Genomic DNA, 18,333 nt, shown 5'->3' with positions numbered 1-18,333 from the left:
TTATTACTCCTCCTTTATAGCTTTAAATGCACAAGTATCAACACAACTACCACATCTTATGCACTTGTCTTTATCAATTGTAAATGTTCCTTTAATCTTACCTGAGATTGCTCCAACTGGACAAATTTTTGAACACTTTGAACATCCCTTGCAAATTTTTGAATCAATAAATATTGTCTTAAGCTTCTGACATGTTTTAGATTGACATTTTTTATAAGTAATATGAGCTTCATACTCATCACGAAAATTATTAATAGTACTGACAACTGGTAATGGCGCTGTCTTTCCAAGTCCACATAGTGATGTTGAAGATATGGTATCTGCAAGTTCTAAGAGCATATCTATATCTTCAATCTTTCCTTTACCTGCAACTATTCCTTCAAGAATTTCAAGCATTCTTTTAGTACCTTCGCGGCAAGGAACACATTTACCACAGGATTCATTTTTTGTAAAGTTCATAAAGAATCTTGCAATCTCAACCATACAAGTATCTTCATCCATAACTACAAGTCCACCCGACCCTATCATTGCCCCTGCTTTTTTAAGTGAGTCGAAATCTAGTGGCAAATCAAGATCATCTATTGTAAGACATCCACCAGATGGCCCGCCTATTTGTACAGCCTTAAACTTTTTGCCGTTTTTTATTCCTCCACCAATATCAAATATTATTTCTCTTAGAGTTGTGCCCATTGGCACCTCAATAAGTCCTGTGTTTTCAATATTTCCTGTTAAAGCAAACGCTTTTGTACCAGGACTATTTTTAGTTCCAATTGATTTATACCATTCTACGCCTTTATTAATTATTACAGGCACATTAGCAAAAGTTTCAACATTATTAAGAACTGTTGGCTTGCCAAAAAGTCCATTCTCAACAGTTCTTGGAGGTTTTACTCTTGGCATACCTCTTTTCCCTTCAATGGAAGCTGTTAGTGCACTTCCCTCGCCACATACAAAAGCACCTGCACCTCTATTAATTTGGATATCAAAACTTAAATTTGTCCCAAGAATGTTTTCCCCAATAATTCCATATTCTTTTGCTTGTTTAATAGCACTCGAAAGTCTATCTACAGCAATAGGATATTCTGCACGAACATATAAAAAACCTTTTTGTGCACCACAAGCAACAGCGGCGATTATCATTCCTTCAATAACTCTATGAGGGTCTCCCTCCATTAGACTCCTATCCATGAATGCCCCTGGGTCACCCTCGTCACCGTTACATACAATATATTTTATCTTTTCCTTTTGGCGCTGTACCTGCCCCCATTTACTACCAGTAGGGAATCCACCGCCTCCACGGCCTCTTAAATTTGATTCATTTATTTGGTTAATAACCTCATCTGAATTCATATCAAATAGTACTTTTTCAAATGCAGAATATCCGCCTATAGCGATATATTCTGCTATTGAAGTTGCATCAATGTGTCCACAATGTTCAAGTGCAACTCTAGTTTGTTTTTTATAAAAAGAAATTTCATTCTGCTTCCTAAATATATGTCCATTTTTGGTATATACAAGTCTTTCAACACATTCATCTTTAACTATAGTTTTATCCACGATTTCTGCGCAATCTTCCATCTTTACTTTTAAATATAAATATCCAAATGGTTCTATTCTTATAAGAGGACCCATTTCACAAAATCCATGACATCCGCTTTTTTTCACTCCAACAGTTTCCTCATGTGGCTCTTTCTCAAGGCTTACTTCACAATTTATGCCCTTTTCCTTTATAATCCTTATTAATTCATCATAAATATCTAGGGATCCACCTGCAACGCAGCCAGTACCAGCACATACAAGAATTTTCTTTTTTTCTTTTGTAAAACTATTTATATAAATATTTCTTGCATTAATTAGATCATTTCTATTATGAAGCATATTATTTTTCCTCCTTAAGAGTATTTAAAAGCTCCATTGCTTTTTCTGGGGTCATAGAACCATGTACTTTATCATTAATACTCATAGCTGGTGCAAGTCCACAAACACCTAGACAAGAAACTGTTTCTAAAGTAAATGTTAAATCATCTGTTGTAGTTTTAGTTTCCGAAAGTTTTAAATGTTCTCTTAGCTTTTCTAATATAGGAGCAGATTTTCTAACGTGACAAGCAGTACCATCACATATTTTTATTATAAACTTACCTTTAGGTTGTAAAGAAAAATTTTCATAAAAAGTTGCCACACTATATATTTTTGCTCTGCTCATACCAAGCTTTTCTGAAAGATACGAGAATACCTCCTTGGGTAAATACCTATAGCATTCTTGGGTGTCCTGCAATATTGCAATAATATTACTAGATTTAAATTTATGATTTTCTAATATAGTATCTAGATTACTATAATCAAATATTGTATTCATTTTTCTCCCCCTTGTAAATTCAAAAAATACAGAAAATATGATATTTTAATATAAGAACATCAAACTTCGCATTTACCACTGGCTTTAAAACTAGCCAACTTTTCCAAATATAATAATATTTCATTTGCAACTATTGCAAGTCCTGCAGACATTATAGTTCCCCATAATATTTTAGGAAGGTAATTCATCCTAAGTCCATCAAACAAAATAACTCCTAACCCACCAGCGTTTATTACCGAGGCAATAGTAGCTATTGAAATGGTAGTTACAGTAGCAATTCTTATTCCCCCAATTATTATTGGAAGAGCTAACGGCATTTGTACTTTCAAAAATAACTGAAAAGGGTTAAAACCCATCCCCTTCCCGGCTTCTATAATGGATGAATCTATGGACTTAAATGCTGCGAATATATTTCTAACTAAAATATACTGATTATAAATTACTAAAACGAAAATCGCTGTTCCTTTTCCAAGGCCTAATAGAGGTATTAATAAAGCAAATAATGCTAGACTAGGCACAGAATAAATAACCCCTAAAGAGGATAAAACTACTACAGATAAAACTTTTGACCTTAAAATCAAAAGTGATAGAGGGATTGCAATCACGAGTGATATTGAAATACTTAGTGATACAATTTGAAGATGCTGTAGCAGCAAAGTTAACATATTATCATGATACTTATATAAATACTCTATCATGCACTATCCCCCCTGTTCACTGACTTATTTTTAATTGCTCCAGTGTTATTTTGCCAACAGCTTCATGATTATCCTTCTCAACAATCAAATGATCGATATTTTTTTTAAGAAAATATGCTAACAAATGTTGCAAATCCTCATTTTCATTAACTCTTGTGTCATCTTCCATTGTTTTTGAATCCAAAGGAATCATTACAGAACTCGCACGTACAAACTTAAGTTTTTGAATAACATTCTCTGAAGAGACCAAACGGGTAACAAATTCATTTGCTGGATGAAATAATATATTGTACGGTGTATCGAACTGTTGAATTTTTCCTTTATCCATGATTATTACTTTATCCCCCAATTTGAAAGCTTCATTAACATCATGAGTTACAAAGAGAATTGTCTTATTAAGCTTTTTTTGAATTCTTAGGAGTTCCTCTTGAAGATTTAGTCTAGTTATAGCATCTATCGCTCCAAAAGGCTCATCCATAAGCATTATTTCAGGATCAGCAGCCATAGCTCTTGCTATTCCAACCCTTTGCTGCTGGCCTCCTGATAATTGCCTTGGATATCTTTTTTTGAAATCCTTAGAAGGAATGCTCACTAAATCCAACAATATATCAACTCTTTGCGCTATGTCTTTCTTTTTCCACCTTAAAATATTCGGAACTGTAGCAATATTTTCCTCCACAGTCATATGAGGAAATAGCCCAATTTGTTGAATGACATATCCAATTTTCTGCCTATGTTTTTCAGCGGGAATATTTTTAATGTTTTCTTTAAAAAATAATATTTCCCCTGAGGTTGATTCATATATTCTATTTATCATTTTCAAAAATGTAGTTTTACCTGAACCCGAAGTTCCCAGTATTGTTATAAAACTACCTTCTTCAATACTGGCACTTACATCTGTTACAGCATATTGCTCTGAACCCTTAAATTTTTTGCTTACTTTTACAAATTCAATCGCTACCCTTTTCAAAAGATTACCTCCTTCCGTGTATATCCATTTTCTATTTTGCTAATTCCTTTTCAAAAAAATTCTTAGCTACCTCTGCGTATTCTTTTTTATCTATGTCTACTTCTGAATTTAATTTTATTATTGACACGTTGTCAATTTTGCTTGTAACCTTATTTAAAATATCTTTTATTTGAGGATTCTTTTCAAGAAGGTCTTGCTTTATAACTGGGGCTATGTTGTACGGTGGCCATGCATTCTTATCATCTTCGAGAATCGCAAACTCAGTTTTACTTAATTGTCCTTCTGTTGTATATGCTACAGCAACATCTGCTTTATCATTATGAAGCACATCATATTTAATTCCATTATCATAGATCTTTTCATCTTTAAATTTAAAATCCCCATAAGCCATTGTCAAAGCTTGCAGTCCATCTAATCTTTCATCAAATTGACCTTGCGATGCAAATCTTATACTTCCTGCTCTTTTTTGAAGATCGGTTATAGTGTGTATATTATATTTATCAGAGGCCCTTTTGGAAATCACTAATCCCTGCCCATCATTTGCAGAAGATGGATCAAGCCAAATCAATTTAAATTTCTCCTTGTATTTCGTTGAAACCTCATTATAAACTTCCTTTGAATCAAACTTTGGCTGCTGCTTTAAAACAGATAATAATCCTGTACCAGTATACTCAGGGTAAACATCAATATCTCCATTTACAAGTGAAGTATGAACCACAGCACTACCAAGATTAAATTTTCTGTAAACTTTATAACCTTCTTTTTCTAAAGCAACTGCATATAATTCAGATAAAATTAAAGATTCTGTAAAATCTTTAGATCCAACTTTTATTGTAGGTTTACTTTTAGTTTGTGATGTATTTATATCCCCAGATGAAACACTCTTTTTAGAACAGCCAGTTAAAACTGAAACTGTAACCAAGGCTGTTAATACAGAAACTACGACTAAGCTTTTTAATCTCTTATTCATAACTACTCACTCTCCTACATAGTATTCTTTAGTCTCTTTGATACTTTGTTATACTTTGTTCTAACATAAATAACAACATTTCTGCGATTACCGAAAGCAGTGCAACTGTTGCTCCCCCTATTATTAATATTCTAAAATCATTCATACCAAGACCCGTGAAAATGAAATCTCCTAGTCCTCCAGCTCCTATATAAGATGCTAAAGTCGCACTAGCAATTACTTCAACCGCAGATGTTCTAACTCCCGTAATTATTAATGGAAGTGCTAATGGAATTTCAATTTTATAAAACATTTTCTTGTAATCCATTCCCATACCTTCAGCACTTTCTAGAACAGATGCATCAATATTTTTTATCCCTAAATATGTATTTATAAGTATTGGTGGTATAGCTAAAATCACAAGTGCCAATAGTGCTGGCAAGTATCCAGTCCCAAGTATTGGCATAACTAGCACTAAGATTGCAAGGCTTGGAATAATCCTAAAAAGATTAAATATATTCATTATAGGCTGTGTTGCTTTTGTGAATTTAGCACATATAATTCCCAAAGGTACCGCTATTATTATACTTATTAAAACTGCTGTAACACTAATATTACTATGAATCCTCACTGCTTCATAGTATTTATCAATGTGGCTTAGTAAATAGTCCCTAACCTCATTTAACATTTTCATCTATCCTTTCTAAAAAGTAATTTCTACTTATAACTTTATTTATTGAGAATGTCTTAAAAGTATACTAATACATATAATTGTATGAGCTAATGTACTAAAATAATTACACTTATCACAAAAAATTATAGCAGCCAATTTATATATAAAAAACTATAAACTGGCTGCTGATCAAATTATAATACATTTTCTATTTTTGTAATTCTGGTACAATATTAGGTGGTATTTCTCCTTGCAGTGCTTTAACAAGATTTTGCGCAGCCATCATCGCCATATCAAAACGGGTCTTTTGCGTTGCTGATCCTATGTGTGGAACCGTAACTACATTTGACATTTTAAGCAGTATATTTTCAGGATTAACTGGCTCTTTTTCATACACATCCATACCTGCGCCATAAATCTTTTTACTTTGAAGTGCTTCAATTAAGGCCTGTTCATTTACTGTTTGACCCCTAGAGGCATTGATAAATATAGCAGTATTCTTCATTATATTGAATTCCTCAAAATCTATAAGGTGGCGTGTTTCATCATTAAGTGGAGTCATTAATACAATGAAATCAGATTTAGCTAGAAGTGATTTAAAATCGCAATATTTAATGCCTAGTCTTTCTTCTACATCTTTTTTTCTGTTTCTGTTGTAGTAGCAAACTTCCATATCAAATCCAATCTTTGCCCTTTTAGCTACTGCTTCTCCTATTCTACCCATACCAATTATGCCTACCGTTGAGTGGTGTACATCTGTTCCATAGAGTGTTTCGTTATCATCTCTAGTCCATTTACCTTCCTTTACATATCTGTCTAATTTCGCAATTCTCCTTGCACAAGATAACATCAGTCCAAATATTAAATCTGCAACAGTATCATCTAAAACACCTGGAGTATTCGTACCTATAATGTTCCTCTCTTTCATTACTTGTAAATCAAAGTTATTATATCCAACTGTAACATTGCTAATAGCTCTTAATTTAGGAGCCCTATTTAATAGTTCTTGGTTAATACAAAAATCGGATAATAATACACCGTCTTTATCAGAGAGTTTATCTAATAGTTCACTTCTTGAAATTTCTTTTTCTCCCTCCCATTTTTCATAATCACAAAATCGTGCAATATAATTTTCTACTTCTCTAGGTATACGCTGAGCAATGTATATTTTAGGTTTATTCATGATCTTCCTCCTTTAAATTATTATTAATAATAATTTTCACTATTCCTTTTTTTCTTTATTATACATAAAATTACCCTTCAATGTAGATTTTTTTTTATTTATCTACTCTATAATGTATTTTTAAAGAGGTAATATATTTTTATCTTTTTATTGGAGTGGTATAATGTTTCTAAAACATATTGCAAGAAATGCTATGAATGACAATAAATAAACGATACAAAATAATCTAGTATACCCAAGCAAAAATACTAGAATAAGAGTATAGAATGGTGGTAATAATATGAAGGATCCTTTTAATATTATATTTGATGAGGTCTCGGAAGGCCTCATAGTAGTCGACCCAAATGGAGTAATTAAATGTTATAACAGAATGGCTAAAGAGATCTTTGGAATTATATATAACCAGGGCATAGGGCATTCTGCTGGCAGTATCGTAGAAAATGATATTGTAATAATCGCTGATACAATGCTTGGTGAGGATGATGGGGGGCTAACTCTTGAAGACTTAAAAAATATAGGGGTATCCTCTCAAAAATTGAAACAAGGAGATGCCTTTGTTTCAATAGGTATTATGGGAGATAAATCATACAATGGTGTAATAGAATGCACTTCTTCTAGAGAAAGTACTTTGTATCTTGAAAACATATATTCTAAAAATAAACTAACTGCAGCTATTGATTTTTGTAACAGGGTGGCGATTATATCTATAAATGATATTAAATATACACTTAATTATACGAAGTCCATAGGACATATGGTTGTTTTATGCGGCAATACAGGTCAGGTAAAATTTTATCAGGCTAGAGGCTACACCAGTAGGCGAGATGATATAAAAAAGCTCCTTAATGGAACCATATTTGCTTCAAAGGGAGATTATAACTATACAATTGATGTGGTTGGACACAGTATTTTTGATGTTCACCCTAAAGAAACGAATATAAATATTGTAGATTTTGTAGAAGCCGCAAACGGTAAATATATTTCTTATACTAATCAGGTTAAGGACATAAATGGCCGGTCTACAAGATGCTCTTTAGTTCAGCTAAAAGATGATAACAAAATTATAGGTGCCTTATTAAAGGTTCAAGACATAACTGAGCTTGAAAATATAATTAAAGAAAGAGACTATGCCATAGCATCTCTTAATGATGCTGAAAATAAGCTTAAAGATTATGACGAATTCAGAAGGATTATTGGACAAAGTGACAGCATAAAGGCTGTAAGAAAGCTTGCCAGAAAGGCATCAGAAATAGATTCTACAGTACTTCTGTTAGGCGATAGTGGTACAGGAAAGGGACTCGTAGCAGAGTGCATACATAAAGGTAGTAGAAGAACCAATAAGCCATTCATATATGTAAATTGCGCTTCTATACCCAAGGAATTAATAGAAAGTGAGCTCTTTGGATATGAAGGTGGCGCGTTCACCGGTTCAAAAAAAGAAGGTAAAAAGGGTCTATTTGAGGTTGCTCATGAGGGGACTATTTTTCTCGATGAAATAGGGGATATACCTTTATATATGCAAGCAAAGCTACTACACGTCTTGCAAAGCAAACGATTTAATAGAGTCGGTGGTACACACTACATAGAAGTTGACGTAAAAATTATAGCTGCAACTAATAAGGATTTAGATATAGCTGTCAATCAGGGAGAATTCAGAAGAGATTTATATTATAGGATTAACGTTTTCCCTATTTTTATACCGCCGTTAAGATTAAGAAAAGAAGATATTTATACGTTGATTATGTACTTGACTCCTAAGATTTGCAAAAGAGCGGGCTGCGAAGAGAAAAGAATATCGGCGGGTGTTATAAAAAAAATGCTTATGTACGATTGGCCAGGAAACGTCAGAGAGGTTGAAAATGTTCTTGAAAGAGCAATAAACGTATCTGATGAGCATACAATTTTTACGAAGGATATAAGCATCATAACCTCAGCGAAAGGCTCAGAAAGCTGTAGCTTTGGATATTCTCTCAAGGGTGCAATCGAAATTGCAGAGCGAAAAGCTATTGAAAATGCACTAAAAATCACAGCTGGAGATAAAACCGAAGCTATGAGGATACTTAACATAAGCAAATCAGGTTTTTACGAAAAACTTAAGAGGTATAATCTTCAAAATAAAATCAATGATTGATATGGATCATTGATTTTATTTTGAACAACATACTTATAAACAAATCAAGTCCAAAACTGTGGAACGAGTCCAAAATATTGGACTCATTCTGAAAATAACACTTTTCGGAGTTCACAAAAATTTAGAACAGATTTTTTTCCAATATTTTGGACGCATTAATAAACTAAATCTTTGATTTATATAACTTTCATGTATTGGCATGATAATTGCTAATTTATAAATACAATAACACTAAAAATCGATAATAAAGTAATTTCACAAAATCAACCAGGAGGTGTTTTCATGAAAAGAAATTATTTAAATGTAAATGAAAAAGGACATCTAGAGTTTTTTGGATGCGATACGGTAAAATTGGCAGGAGAATTCACGACGCCTCTTTATGTTATGAGTGAAGACGGAATAAGACAGAGTTGTAAACAGGTGCGCGAGCATTTTATGAATAAATACCCCAATACGCTTGCTTTATATGCCAGCAAAGCTTTCAGCAACATTGCCATGTGCAAAATAATAAAAGAAGAAGGTCTTGGCATAGATGTTGTATCAGGCGGCGAATTATATACCGCATGTAAATCTGGCTTTCCAATGGAAAAAGTATATTTTCATGGCAACAATAAATCGCAAGAAGAGATTGAACTTGGTATAGATAATAATGTTGGCTGCTTTGTTATCGATAGCTTTCACGAAGTGAAACTTTTACAAAAAATAGCCCAAAAGAAAGGTGTTGTAGTAAGGGCTATTTTAAGAATATCCCCTGGCATTTCAGGTCACACACATGAATACATTTCTACTGGACAGTTAGATTCAAAGTTTGGCTTCCCTATACAGGGTAATGTTGCTTTTGAGGCTATAGAAATGGTAAGCAAATGTGAAAACATAAAATATAGCGGTATACATTGTCATATAGGTTCACAAATGTTTAATAAGGATGTTTATAAAGAAGCTGTTCATATAATGACAGAATTTATGCTTGATTTAAAGAACAACTTAGGACTTAAAACAGAAGAGCTAAATATGGGCGGTGGCTTTGGAATCTACTATTCTAATGGCGATAAACCTCTTGAAATGAGTGAGTTTATAGAAGTAATAATGGGTAATATATATGGAGATTGCAAGAAATATTCATTAGAAACTCCTAGAGTTCTCATTGAACCAGGAAGATGGTTAGTCGGAGAAAACGGTATAACCCTTTATACAATAGGAGCTATAAAAGAAATTGAGGGAATAAGAAAATATGTTAGTGTAGATGGTGGTATGGCAGATAATCCAAGACCTGCCCTATATCAAGCTGAAAACGAAGCTATTGTTGCGAATAAGGCTGATAAAGAAAATGAAGACCTTGTAACTATTGCAGGAAGATGCTGTGAATCGGGTGATATGCTGATCCACGATATAAAGCTTCCTAAAATGGAAACAGGTGATATACTTGCAATGCTTACTACAGGAGCATATAACTACTCCATGTCCAGTAATTACAATAGATTACCGAGACCAGCAGTGGTAATGCTAAAGGCTGGTAATTCAAGGTTAGTTGTTAAAAGGGAAACCTATGAGGATATCGTAAGGAATGATTTAGACTAAAAAAGAAAAAAAATATTTGTTATTTATTTTAGTGATATATCATTTCCAAAAATCAGTAATCCAAGCTTAATCCCCCCATAATAAAAATAAAAGGCATATCCCGTAGGACTGCCTTTTATTTCCTTTGTAATAATGATTACAAAGACTCTGCGTTAAATCATCTCCTGAAATGTCATTAAACAGAAATTCTACCCATAGCTGCTGCTATTATCATAACAATCGCCACTATAACCATAACTATCATGGACAACTTTTCTTTCTGAGTAATAGCTTCTTTTTTTTCTTTTTTTGCTTTCAAATAAAAACCTAACCCTAATGCATAAATTACAACTGCTAAACCTAAATATCCAATTCCCACTGCATATATAACATAAATTGAATATATACCTGCAATTACTGCTATAATTTTTTCCTTAAGATATCCACTTTCTTTATTATATACCTTAAATGCATACATAGAAGATAATAAGTATGGTATTAATATATTAGTAGTACACATATGTGTCACAACAAAATAAGCTTTTTGCAAACCTGGTGAGAGCATAGCTAGCAACCCTATTTGTGTTGCTACCATTCCAAATAAAAGAGCATTTATAGGCACATTTTTATCATTGTTCTTTTTAAACCATTTAGGCATTAACCCATCCTGTTCTGCTGGAACATATAAAATTTCTGTGGTTATCAAAAGCCAGCAAAGTAAAGCACCCATAACAGAAATTAAAATTCCCACTTTAACTATAATAGCCCCTGCACTTCCCAATGCAGTCTGTGCTAAAACAGCTGCTAATGGAGTTTGTGCTGCAACTAAAGCCTTAGCTGGCAAAATACCCATTGACAATATAGATATTGATACATAAAGTATCGCTGTTATAACAAGTGAGATTATTGTTGCTTTTCCAACCACTATATGAGATTCTGCCCTTTGAGACAAAACTACTAAGCCTTCAACACCTACGAAGCACCATAAAATTGTTCCCATTGCGCCACTTATCTGTTTTCCTATACTAACGGTGTCTCCACTGACTGCTAAAACTGTCTTCCAATTTTCAACATTAAATGTACCTAGTTTAAAAGCTGAAAGGCCAAATACAATTACTAGAATTAGTGGGATAACTTTGCCAATTGTAACTACCAAATTGAGTATACCAGCTTGTCTAATTCCTCTTTTTATTACAAAATAGTATGACCACAAAACAATAGATGCAAGTAAAAATGCTAAAACACGAGGCATTGTGTATCCTTCTCCAATTAAGCTATTTATAGTCTTGAAAATTAAAACAATAAATGCAACATTGCCAAGGAATGAACTTGTAAAGTAACCCCAAGCTGAATTAAAACCTATAAAATCACCATATCCATCTTTAGCATAGGAATAAATTCCTCCGTGTAATTCAGGTTTTTTATTTGAAAGTAAGTAAAATACTAATCCTAGCATTACTACCCCAAAAACTCCAATACCCCATGAAATTAGGACTACCATTGGATTTGTTGTTGTTATTAAATCTGTAGGGCTATTAAAAATACCTGATGCAATCATAGTACCTATGCCTAAAGCAACAAGTAACCCTAGTCCTAATTTTTTATTATTTTCTTCCAATATAAAAAACCTCCTCTAATATCTTTTTACTTTAGTAAATTTCTAACGTCTGATAGTATTGCTCTTGGAACTGGTAAATCGAGCATTGTTTTGAGTCCTGGTTCTGCATTCATTACTAGTGGAATCATATTAACACATATAGCTATTGTAGCGATTCCTCCTGGTATTTCTGGTTTTATTTGAAGGTTCAAGTTTGGAACTCCGTTAATTGTAATATAATCTCCAGTATCAACATTCTCAAGTTCTGGTCTTATCTGCTGAGGATGTTCCATTGTAGCAAATACTTTATCTCCTAAATTTGCATATCCCAATTGGCTACATCCAGCAACCTCTCCAGCATTTACTGAGATAATATCTGTTTTACGTGGCACAGTTGTAACAATTGGTGATTTTTCTTGTCTAATATTATTGAACTTAATATTAAATGCTTCTTCAAACATACCAAATGATTGTAAAAATCCTACGTGCCCATCTACTGTATTGTCTTTAACACCCTGTATAAATGCTTCTGGTTTTAAGCCAATACCTTGCTCAACCATAACTGCCCTGCCAAAGCAAGCTAAGTCATTAACTCTAGTAGCCTTTATACTATCAACTGTGTCAGAAACTCCTGTAAGCATTATTGCAACTAAATCCATTATAAATCCAGGATTTACTCCAGTTCCTAATATTGAAACCTTATTTTCTTTAGCAATTCTATCCATTTCATCTGATAATTCTGGGTCTAAAGCTCTTGGGTAGGACATTTCCTCAGCTGTTGTTACAATATCCATGCCAGCAACTGCTGCCATTTTTATTAATGGAAATACAACTTTTGTAAATGAAGCTGTAGCCATAAGGCAAACCTCTGCAAAACCCTTCTTTATAACATCTCCAGCATTTTTTGTAACTATACATGAATTATCTTCATTTGCTGGAACACCTAACACTTCATAAAGTTTTTTGCCAACCTTACTCGGATCCATGTCAATAGCCCCTACGATAGTAAATCCTTTTTTGCTTAATACCATTCTAGCAATACCGCTTCCCATTGAACCTAATCCCCAAACTACAACTTTTATTTTATTTCTCATAATATTTTCCCCCTCATAATTTTATATTTTACTCTATATGTTTTAAACTGCGTCTTAATTAATTATTGTAATACTTCTCCACATATGGAGAGGTCATTGCTGCAAGCAAACATCCATAATCTATTTTAAAATCTACTATATCGCCAACTGTTAGTTCTTTTTTACTATCAGTTACATCTAAAATTAAATGGTCACTACTTGCACCAAAAATGCTTATATCTGTGTCCAAAGGAATTAACCCTTCAACTCTTATATCTTGTCTTCCAATTGCTATAATAGCCCTTTTTCTTATTCCTTTATCTTCAAAGTGAGGTTTATTACCAAAAGCATCCATTCCTATAGTGCCTGTTGGTACTGTTGGTTTACTCTTTATTTCAACTACCTCCCCACTGAGTATAAAGGCATCTTCATAGCAATTAGGTACTGCGAGTCCAAAAGAAGTCTCCCTACCAAGAACTATTGCTTCTCCAATTCTAAGCTGATTTATTTCTTCTGGCATAGTATCATTAATAACCATATATAAACTACTAGAATTCCCCCCTGAAATTATAGGTAACCTTAAACTAAAGTTTTTTTCTATATCTAATTTTAACTTTATAAGCTTACCTAAGTTTTCTGTGTCAGGAATTATCCCACCATAACAAGTAACATTGGTTCCAAGTCCAATTAAATTAATATTATCTAATTTTACTATTTTACTCACAATTGAAGCTACGTCGTCAATCAATACGCCTTCTCTTAAATCCCCTAAATCTACCATTAGTATAACGTTGTGCATCTTATTTAAATCTTTTGCAGCTGCTCCTAGCTTCCTAATTGTGTCGATCTCTGAATTTAAGCTGCAATCGCTATACTTCACAACTTCATAGACTTCGCTTATCATTGGAATTCTAAGCATCATCTTTTTACAATTTAAATCTTTTAGTTTTTTTAGATTTAAGATTCTAGAATCAGCAACCTCAGTCACCCCAGCTCGTAGTATAGCTTCTACAATAGGCTTTTGTGCACAAAATACTTTAGTTACGGATGTAACATCTATATGCTTTTTATTACACATTGCTAGGATCGTTTTTACATTGTGTGTTAATTTTTTCAAGTTCACTTCCACACAAGGATAATTTTTTTTCATATAGATACTCTCCTTTTTAAATGTCGTTAATTCCCATATCCTTTGTTATACCTAAACTTTGAGTTAATAACGCTATTGCCACTTCTTTATTTTCTCTACTTAAAACCCCTGCACAAGCCATAATATAGTTTTTATCTAGAAGCACTTTAGCACCTTTTTTAGGTAGCATTGTAACTTCGTCTTTTAAGTGTCTTATTTCTAGTAGCAAAGCTTCTCCACTCGGAAGCCTTGTAAGCGCCCCTCCGGTACCTATTATATATTTAACCTCAGATAAATCCTTACCATAAGCCACAAAACCACTTTCACCATCATATTTTCTTTTTATAAATCCTACATGCCTATCTATTGCAACGGATATAGCTTTCTTCGCTAGCAGGCTGCTTGCATTTATATCATCCATATCTTCCGGTATAGGTTTTATGTGCAACTTTATATATTCCTTAGTATATTCACCTAAATCCCTAACGTCAAGTAAATCTATTACATTTTTGCTGTTAATAAAAACTCCAAGGTCTCCTTCTACAGTTCTTTTAGCCTTTGGTTCAGGATTTATTAGCATATCTAGAACTACACTACCTCCTTCTGTAACAGAGTGCACATCCGTGGTAGCCCCTCCTACATCAAAAACTACTAAGTCCCCTATCATATCATATAAAAGTTTTGAACTTTCCATAACTGCTCCTGGAGTTGGCATTATGCTTCCATTCACCATTTCTTTTATTTTATTCATTCCAGGTGCTTTTACAATATTTTTCTCAAATGCTTCTTGTATTACTTTCCTTGCAGGTTCCACATTTAGCTCGTCTATACTTGGATAAACATTGTCAATTAAATAAAGTTCTTGGCCTTCAAATATCTCTTTTATTTCTTCCCTATTTTCAATATTTCCACAATATACAATGGGTTTGTTATATTTTTCTTGGCTTATAATTTCTGCATTATAAAGAGAGGTTTCCCTTTCACCATAGTCAGTGCCTCCAGCAATCATTATCATATTAGGATTTATATCATGTATTCTCTTTAGATCACTTTTTCGCATCTTACCAGCAGTAACCATTTTTATGATACCACCAGCACCAAGAGCTGCTTCTCTAGCAGCCTTAACAGTCATTTGCTGCATAAGTCCGTGAACAGTTATTCTAAGTCCCCCTGCAGCACTAGACGTCGCTAACATCTTTTTCCATGTAATTGATTCTCCAATTTGATTTTCAATATCTTTAACAGCATTTTTTAATCCTATAGTTACATCACCATCTATTACTGTCGTACAGCTATTACCTTGAAAAGGTATATCTACAATAACCTGTCCCTTATCATCATAGTATACATTAAAAGCAGTAACCAGGGTAGTGGTGCTACCTATTTCAGCAACAAGATAATCTACCTTCACAAGTGATCCTCCCTTTTATTCTTCTTCTTCATTATCAGGCAAACCCATTAACCTTTTGATTATGAAGGATGCAACAGCTGTACCATTTGATCCACGTCCAAATCCAACATCCATACCGTTTGCTTTAGCTATTTCATCAGTTACTTGTGTACCACCGGAAACAAGTATAATCTTATCTCTTACTCCTTTTTCGATGCAAAGATCACTAAGTTTTTTCATGTTCTTTGTATGAACATCGTTATGGCTAATTATTGTACTACACAATATAGCTTGAGCTTTTGACTCTATAGCTGCATCTACTAGTTTTTCTATTGGACATGAAGTTCCAAGGAAAATTGCTTCTATACCAAATCTTTCAACTCCGCCATGTTTAATATCAATAACTTCGCGAACTCCAACAGAGTGTTCATCTTCACCTACTGTGGCTGCAACAACCTTAAGTGGATGTCCTTTTACATAATCTTTCATTTGTTGATCTGTTAGTGACTTTCTTCTCTTTGGAAGAACTAACTCATCACGTTTTACAGGTGTGAAATCACATACGCCTTTTATTTCCACAAGAGTTCCCTCAGCTTTTTGTAACACTTGTTTATGAATAATTTCTACATTTTTCAAATTCATTCGCGTGCCCATTTCAAGTGCTGCTGCTTCACTAATTTGTTCATTTTCCGGGATACATAAAGTGATTTTTACATACCCATCTTTAGCCCATTGGACTTCTGGAATTACAGTACCATCTTCTTTAACTTCTTCCATTCTCTTAAATACATTGTCATTATCATCCAATTCATCAATATATTGAATTTTGGAATGGTTACATAATGTACATTCATCTATTGCATCGCAAGGTCTTTTATATTCTTTTGGAACATTATTGTATCCAAAATGGCCACAAACTGGTGCAAAATAATCTGATTCTCTTTTTACAATTGTTCCGACAGCATCTCCGCCCGCAATCTTTCTTGCAATACCATCATCATTTCTTTCTGGATATTGACCAGAATCAATAAAGAATCCTGAATCAACAGCTTTAAAGTATCCACCAACTTCAAGTATTTCCTCAAAGAACAAAATAGCTCTTTCTTGAATTTCTCTTGCCTTTTCTGGTAAATATCCTGTTTTCTTAAGCTCTATCATGTCCATTAATCCATCCATACCTATAAATGCCTGTTTAGCTGTGTTTATAGCATGAATATTATTATAATGCCAAGGAACATTACGTCCTTCATCTGGAGTTATTGTACTTTGAATGTCTGCTGATGTTAGTTCTGATATTAAAAGATTCAAAGTATGTCCAACTGTAGCTTCTCTTTCACAAGACTCTATATACTTAGTATTCATTTGAGCTCTCATTTTGTATCTTTTGAAAAACTCACGAAGTGCTACTGCATAAGGCAGATCATATCTCATACAAGGAGCTGGTGCAGATGTTGGGGGTACAGTTGATAAAGAAATGTTTTCTGGTTTCATTCCAACGAGTTCTGAAAAACAAGAATTTATAGCATGTTGTACCATAAGTTCTGGCATTACCTTATATCCCTTCATAGCTGTTGCGTTTGCATTATGTGCACCATCTATTTGAAGCATTCCTGCATGAGCCATTATACCCTTTGCAACTGCAGCATCAACGAAAGATCTAACCATATTAATATTTCTATAAAGTACATTGTATTGTGGATCTTGATGAGCTCCATTAACGCCTTCTTCTGCGAACATAACCGCTACATCAGGACCGGCAACGCCCGATACATAGGAATGGAAATTAATTTTTCTTCCTACTTCTTCTTCTATTAAATCTATAGCTTTTCTTGTTGCTCTAATTTCTTTTCTAGTTATTGGTACCCCCCCAAACCCTTCTGGGCTTCCTTCTAATAATCCATCAAAGTGACTTTGACCCATTGTCCTTATAACCATTAAATGATCCGCACCATGCCATGCTGCCATTCTCATTCTTCTTATATCATCTTCAAATCTTCCTGAAGCAATTTCTGTCGTAATAACTGCTCTTGGTTGCGGATCTATATTTTCAAAGCTTCTCGCTGCTGGAAGAGGTTGACTCTTCTTTAAAGGTGCTGATATTTCATGATATGTGAATTCTCCAACCTTTCCAGTTTTATTTTCTTCTCTCCAGTGCCATCCTCTCCATTTTGGTTCATACTTATCTAAGTCTTTTAATATTTCTTCTACATTAAGCTTTTCATTTTCTTGTAATTTTTCTTGCATTAGTTCTCACTTCCCTTCATTTTTTCAGATACAATATCCCACCCTATTCCTTTAGAAAGTTCTGCTCCTGCTTTAAGATAGTCCATATTTTTAAGCTTTGCATAAGTTAAAATTACATTTCCTATACCTTTTCCAATCAAATTCCATTTTGCTGCATAAGAAATTATAGGCTGAGCTTGCATACTAGAAAACCCCATTCTAAGTACTACAGAACGTTCAATAGCTGGTGATGTATGCGTATACGCTAAATCCACCATTGGTTTTACAACTTGATTAGTAAGGCTCCAAAATCTTTCATATAACTGATCATTTGTCAAACCTTTCAAATGTTCTCTTCTTTTTTCAAAATCATCTTCTCTTTTCATAAATTAAACTCCCCCTAA

The 18,333-nt window shown here is 33.6% G+C and carries 15 protein-coding genes; 2 read left to right on the top strand and 13 right to left on the bottom strand.

The window, feature by feature from the left end; genetic code table 11:
- Window positions 1-3: 3 nt before the first annotated feature.
- The 7 genes from nuoF to ACWJKP_RS06015 form a co-directional block, all read right to left on the bottom strand.
- Window positions 4-1,878: an NADH-quinone oxidoreductase subunit NuoF gene (nuoF, locus tag ACWJKP_RS06045; RefSeq protein WP_165413179.1), complete on the bottom strand. Its 1,875-nt coding sequence runs from the start codon at window positions 1,876-1,878 to the stop codon at window positions 4-6.
- Window position 1,879: 1 nt separating this feature from the next.
- The gene (locus ACWJKP_RS06040; protein ID WP_165413178.1) at window positions 1,880-2,356 is read right to left on the bottom strand and encodes a complex I 24 kDa subunit family protein; all 477 of its coding nucleotides are present in this window, start codon (window positions 2,354-2,356) and stop codon (window positions 1,880-1,882) included.
- Window positions 2,357-2,415: 59 nt separating this feature from the next.
- The gene (locus tag ACWJKP_RS06035) at window positions 2,416-3,054 is read right to left on the bottom strand and encodes an ABC transporter permease (protein ID WP_165413177.1); all 639 of its coding nucleotides are present in this window, start codon (window positions 3,052-3,054) and stop codon (window positions 2,416-2,418) included.
- 16 nt (window positions 3,055-3,070) lie between these two features.
- Window positions 3,071-4,024 (bottom strand): ABC transporter ATP-binding protein, encoded by a 954-nt coding sequence (locus tag ACWJKP_RS06030; protein ID WP_165413176.1) that lies wholly within the window; start codon window positions 4,022-4,024, stop codon window positions 3,071-3,073.
- Between the two features lie 31 nt (window positions 4,025-4,055).
- Entirely contained in the window at window positions 4,056-4,994 is a 939-nt protein-coding gene (locus ACWJKP_RS06025) for a glycine betaine ABC transporter substrate-binding protein (protein WP_165413175.1), read from the bottom strand.
- Between the two features lie 28 nt (window positions 4,995-5,022).
- The gene (locus ACWJKP_RS06020; RefSeq protein ID WP_165413174.1) at window positions 5,023-5,661 is read right to left on the bottom strand and encodes an ABC transporter permease; all 639 of its coding nucleotides are present in this window, start codon (window positions 5,659-5,661) and stop codon (window positions 5,023-5,025) included.
- Window positions 5,662-5,854: 193 nt separating this feature from the next.
- On the bottom strand, window positions 5,855-6,829 hold the full coding sequence (locus ACWJKP_RS06015; RefSeq protein ID WP_165413173.1) for a 2-hydroxyacid dehydrogenase: 975 nt from the start codon (window positions 6,827-6,829) through the stop codon (window positions 5,855-5,857).
- A 280-nt stretch (window positions 6,830-7,109) separates the two neighbouring features.
- Here ACWJKP_RS06015 and ACWJKP_RS06010 point away from each other — a divergent pair, with 280 nt between their 5' ends.
- Window positions 7,110-8,960 carry a sigma 54-interacting transcriptional regulator gene (locus ACWJKP_RS06010; protein WP_165413172.1) on the top strand — a complete coding sequence of 617 codons (1,851 nt, stop codon included), beginning with the start codon at window positions 7,110-7,112 and terminating at the stop codon, window positions 8,958-8,960.
- Window positions 8,961-9,242: 282 nt separating this feature from the next.
- Window positions 9,243-10,538, top strand: a complete 1,296-nt coding sequence (gene lysA, locus ACWJKP_RS06005) for a diaminopimelate decarboxylase (protein WP_165413171.1) — start codon at window positions 9,243-9,245, stop codon at window positions 10,536-10,538.
- A 175-nt stretch (window positions 10,539-10,713) separates the two neighbouring features.
- On the opposite strand, the gene ACWJKP_RS06000 is transcribed toward lysA, so the two are convergent.
- The 6 genes from ACWJKP_RS06000 to ACWJKP_RS05975 are packed head-to-tail and all read right to left on the bottom strand — an operon-like array spanning window position 10,714 to window position 18,315.
- Window positions 10,714-12,135 (bottom strand): amino acid permease, encoded by a 1,422-nt coding sequence (locus ACWJKP_RS06000; RefSeq protein WP_165413170.1) that lies wholly within the window; start codon window positions 12,133-12,135, stop codon window positions 10,714-10,716.
- 26 nt (window positions 12,136-12,161) lie between these two features.
- Window positions 12,162-13,208, bottom strand: coding sequence for a 2,4-diaminopentanoate dehydrogenase (gene ord, locus ACWJKP_RS05995; protein ID WP_165413169.1), 1,047 nt, complete (start codon window positions 13,206-13,208; stop codon window positions 12,162-12,164).
- A 58-nt stretch (window positions 13,209-13,266) separates the two neighbouring features.
- Window positions 13,267-14,337, bottom strand: coding sequence for an ornithine racemase Orr (orr, locus tag ACWJKP_RS05990; RefSeq protein WP_165413168.1), 1,071 nt, complete (start codon window positions 14,335-14,337; stop codon window positions 13,267-13,269).
- A 16-nt stretch (window positions 14,338-14,353) separates the two neighbouring features.
- On the bottom strand, window positions 14,354-15,727 hold the full coding sequence (locus ACWJKP_RS05985; protein ID WP_165413167.1) for a GlmL-related ornithine degradation protein: 1,374 nt from the start codon (window positions 15,725-15,727) through the stop codon (window positions 14,354-14,356).
- 15 nt (window positions 15,728-15,742) lie between these two features.
- Window positions 15,743-17,950, bottom strand: coding sequence for a D-ornithine 4,5-aminomutase subunit OraE (gene oraE, locus ACWJKP_RS05980; protein ID WP_462961448.1), 2,208 nt, complete (start codon window positions 17,948-17,950; stop codon window positions 15,743-15,745).
- Entirely contained in the window at window positions 17,950-18,315 is a 366-nt protein-coding gene (locus ACWJKP_RS05975) for an ornithine aminomutase subunit alpha (RefSeq protein ID WP_165413165.1), read from the bottom strand. Before ACWJKP_RS05975 ends, oraE begins: the two co-directional genes overlap by 1 nt.
- Between the last annotated feature and the right edge of the window lie 18 nt (window positions 18,316-18,333).

This window comes from Clostridium sp. CM037 (assembly GCF_055081095.1).
The sequence above is the reverse complement of the archived record's forward strand: the minus strand, read 5'-3'. Positions and strand labels throughout refer to the sequence as shown.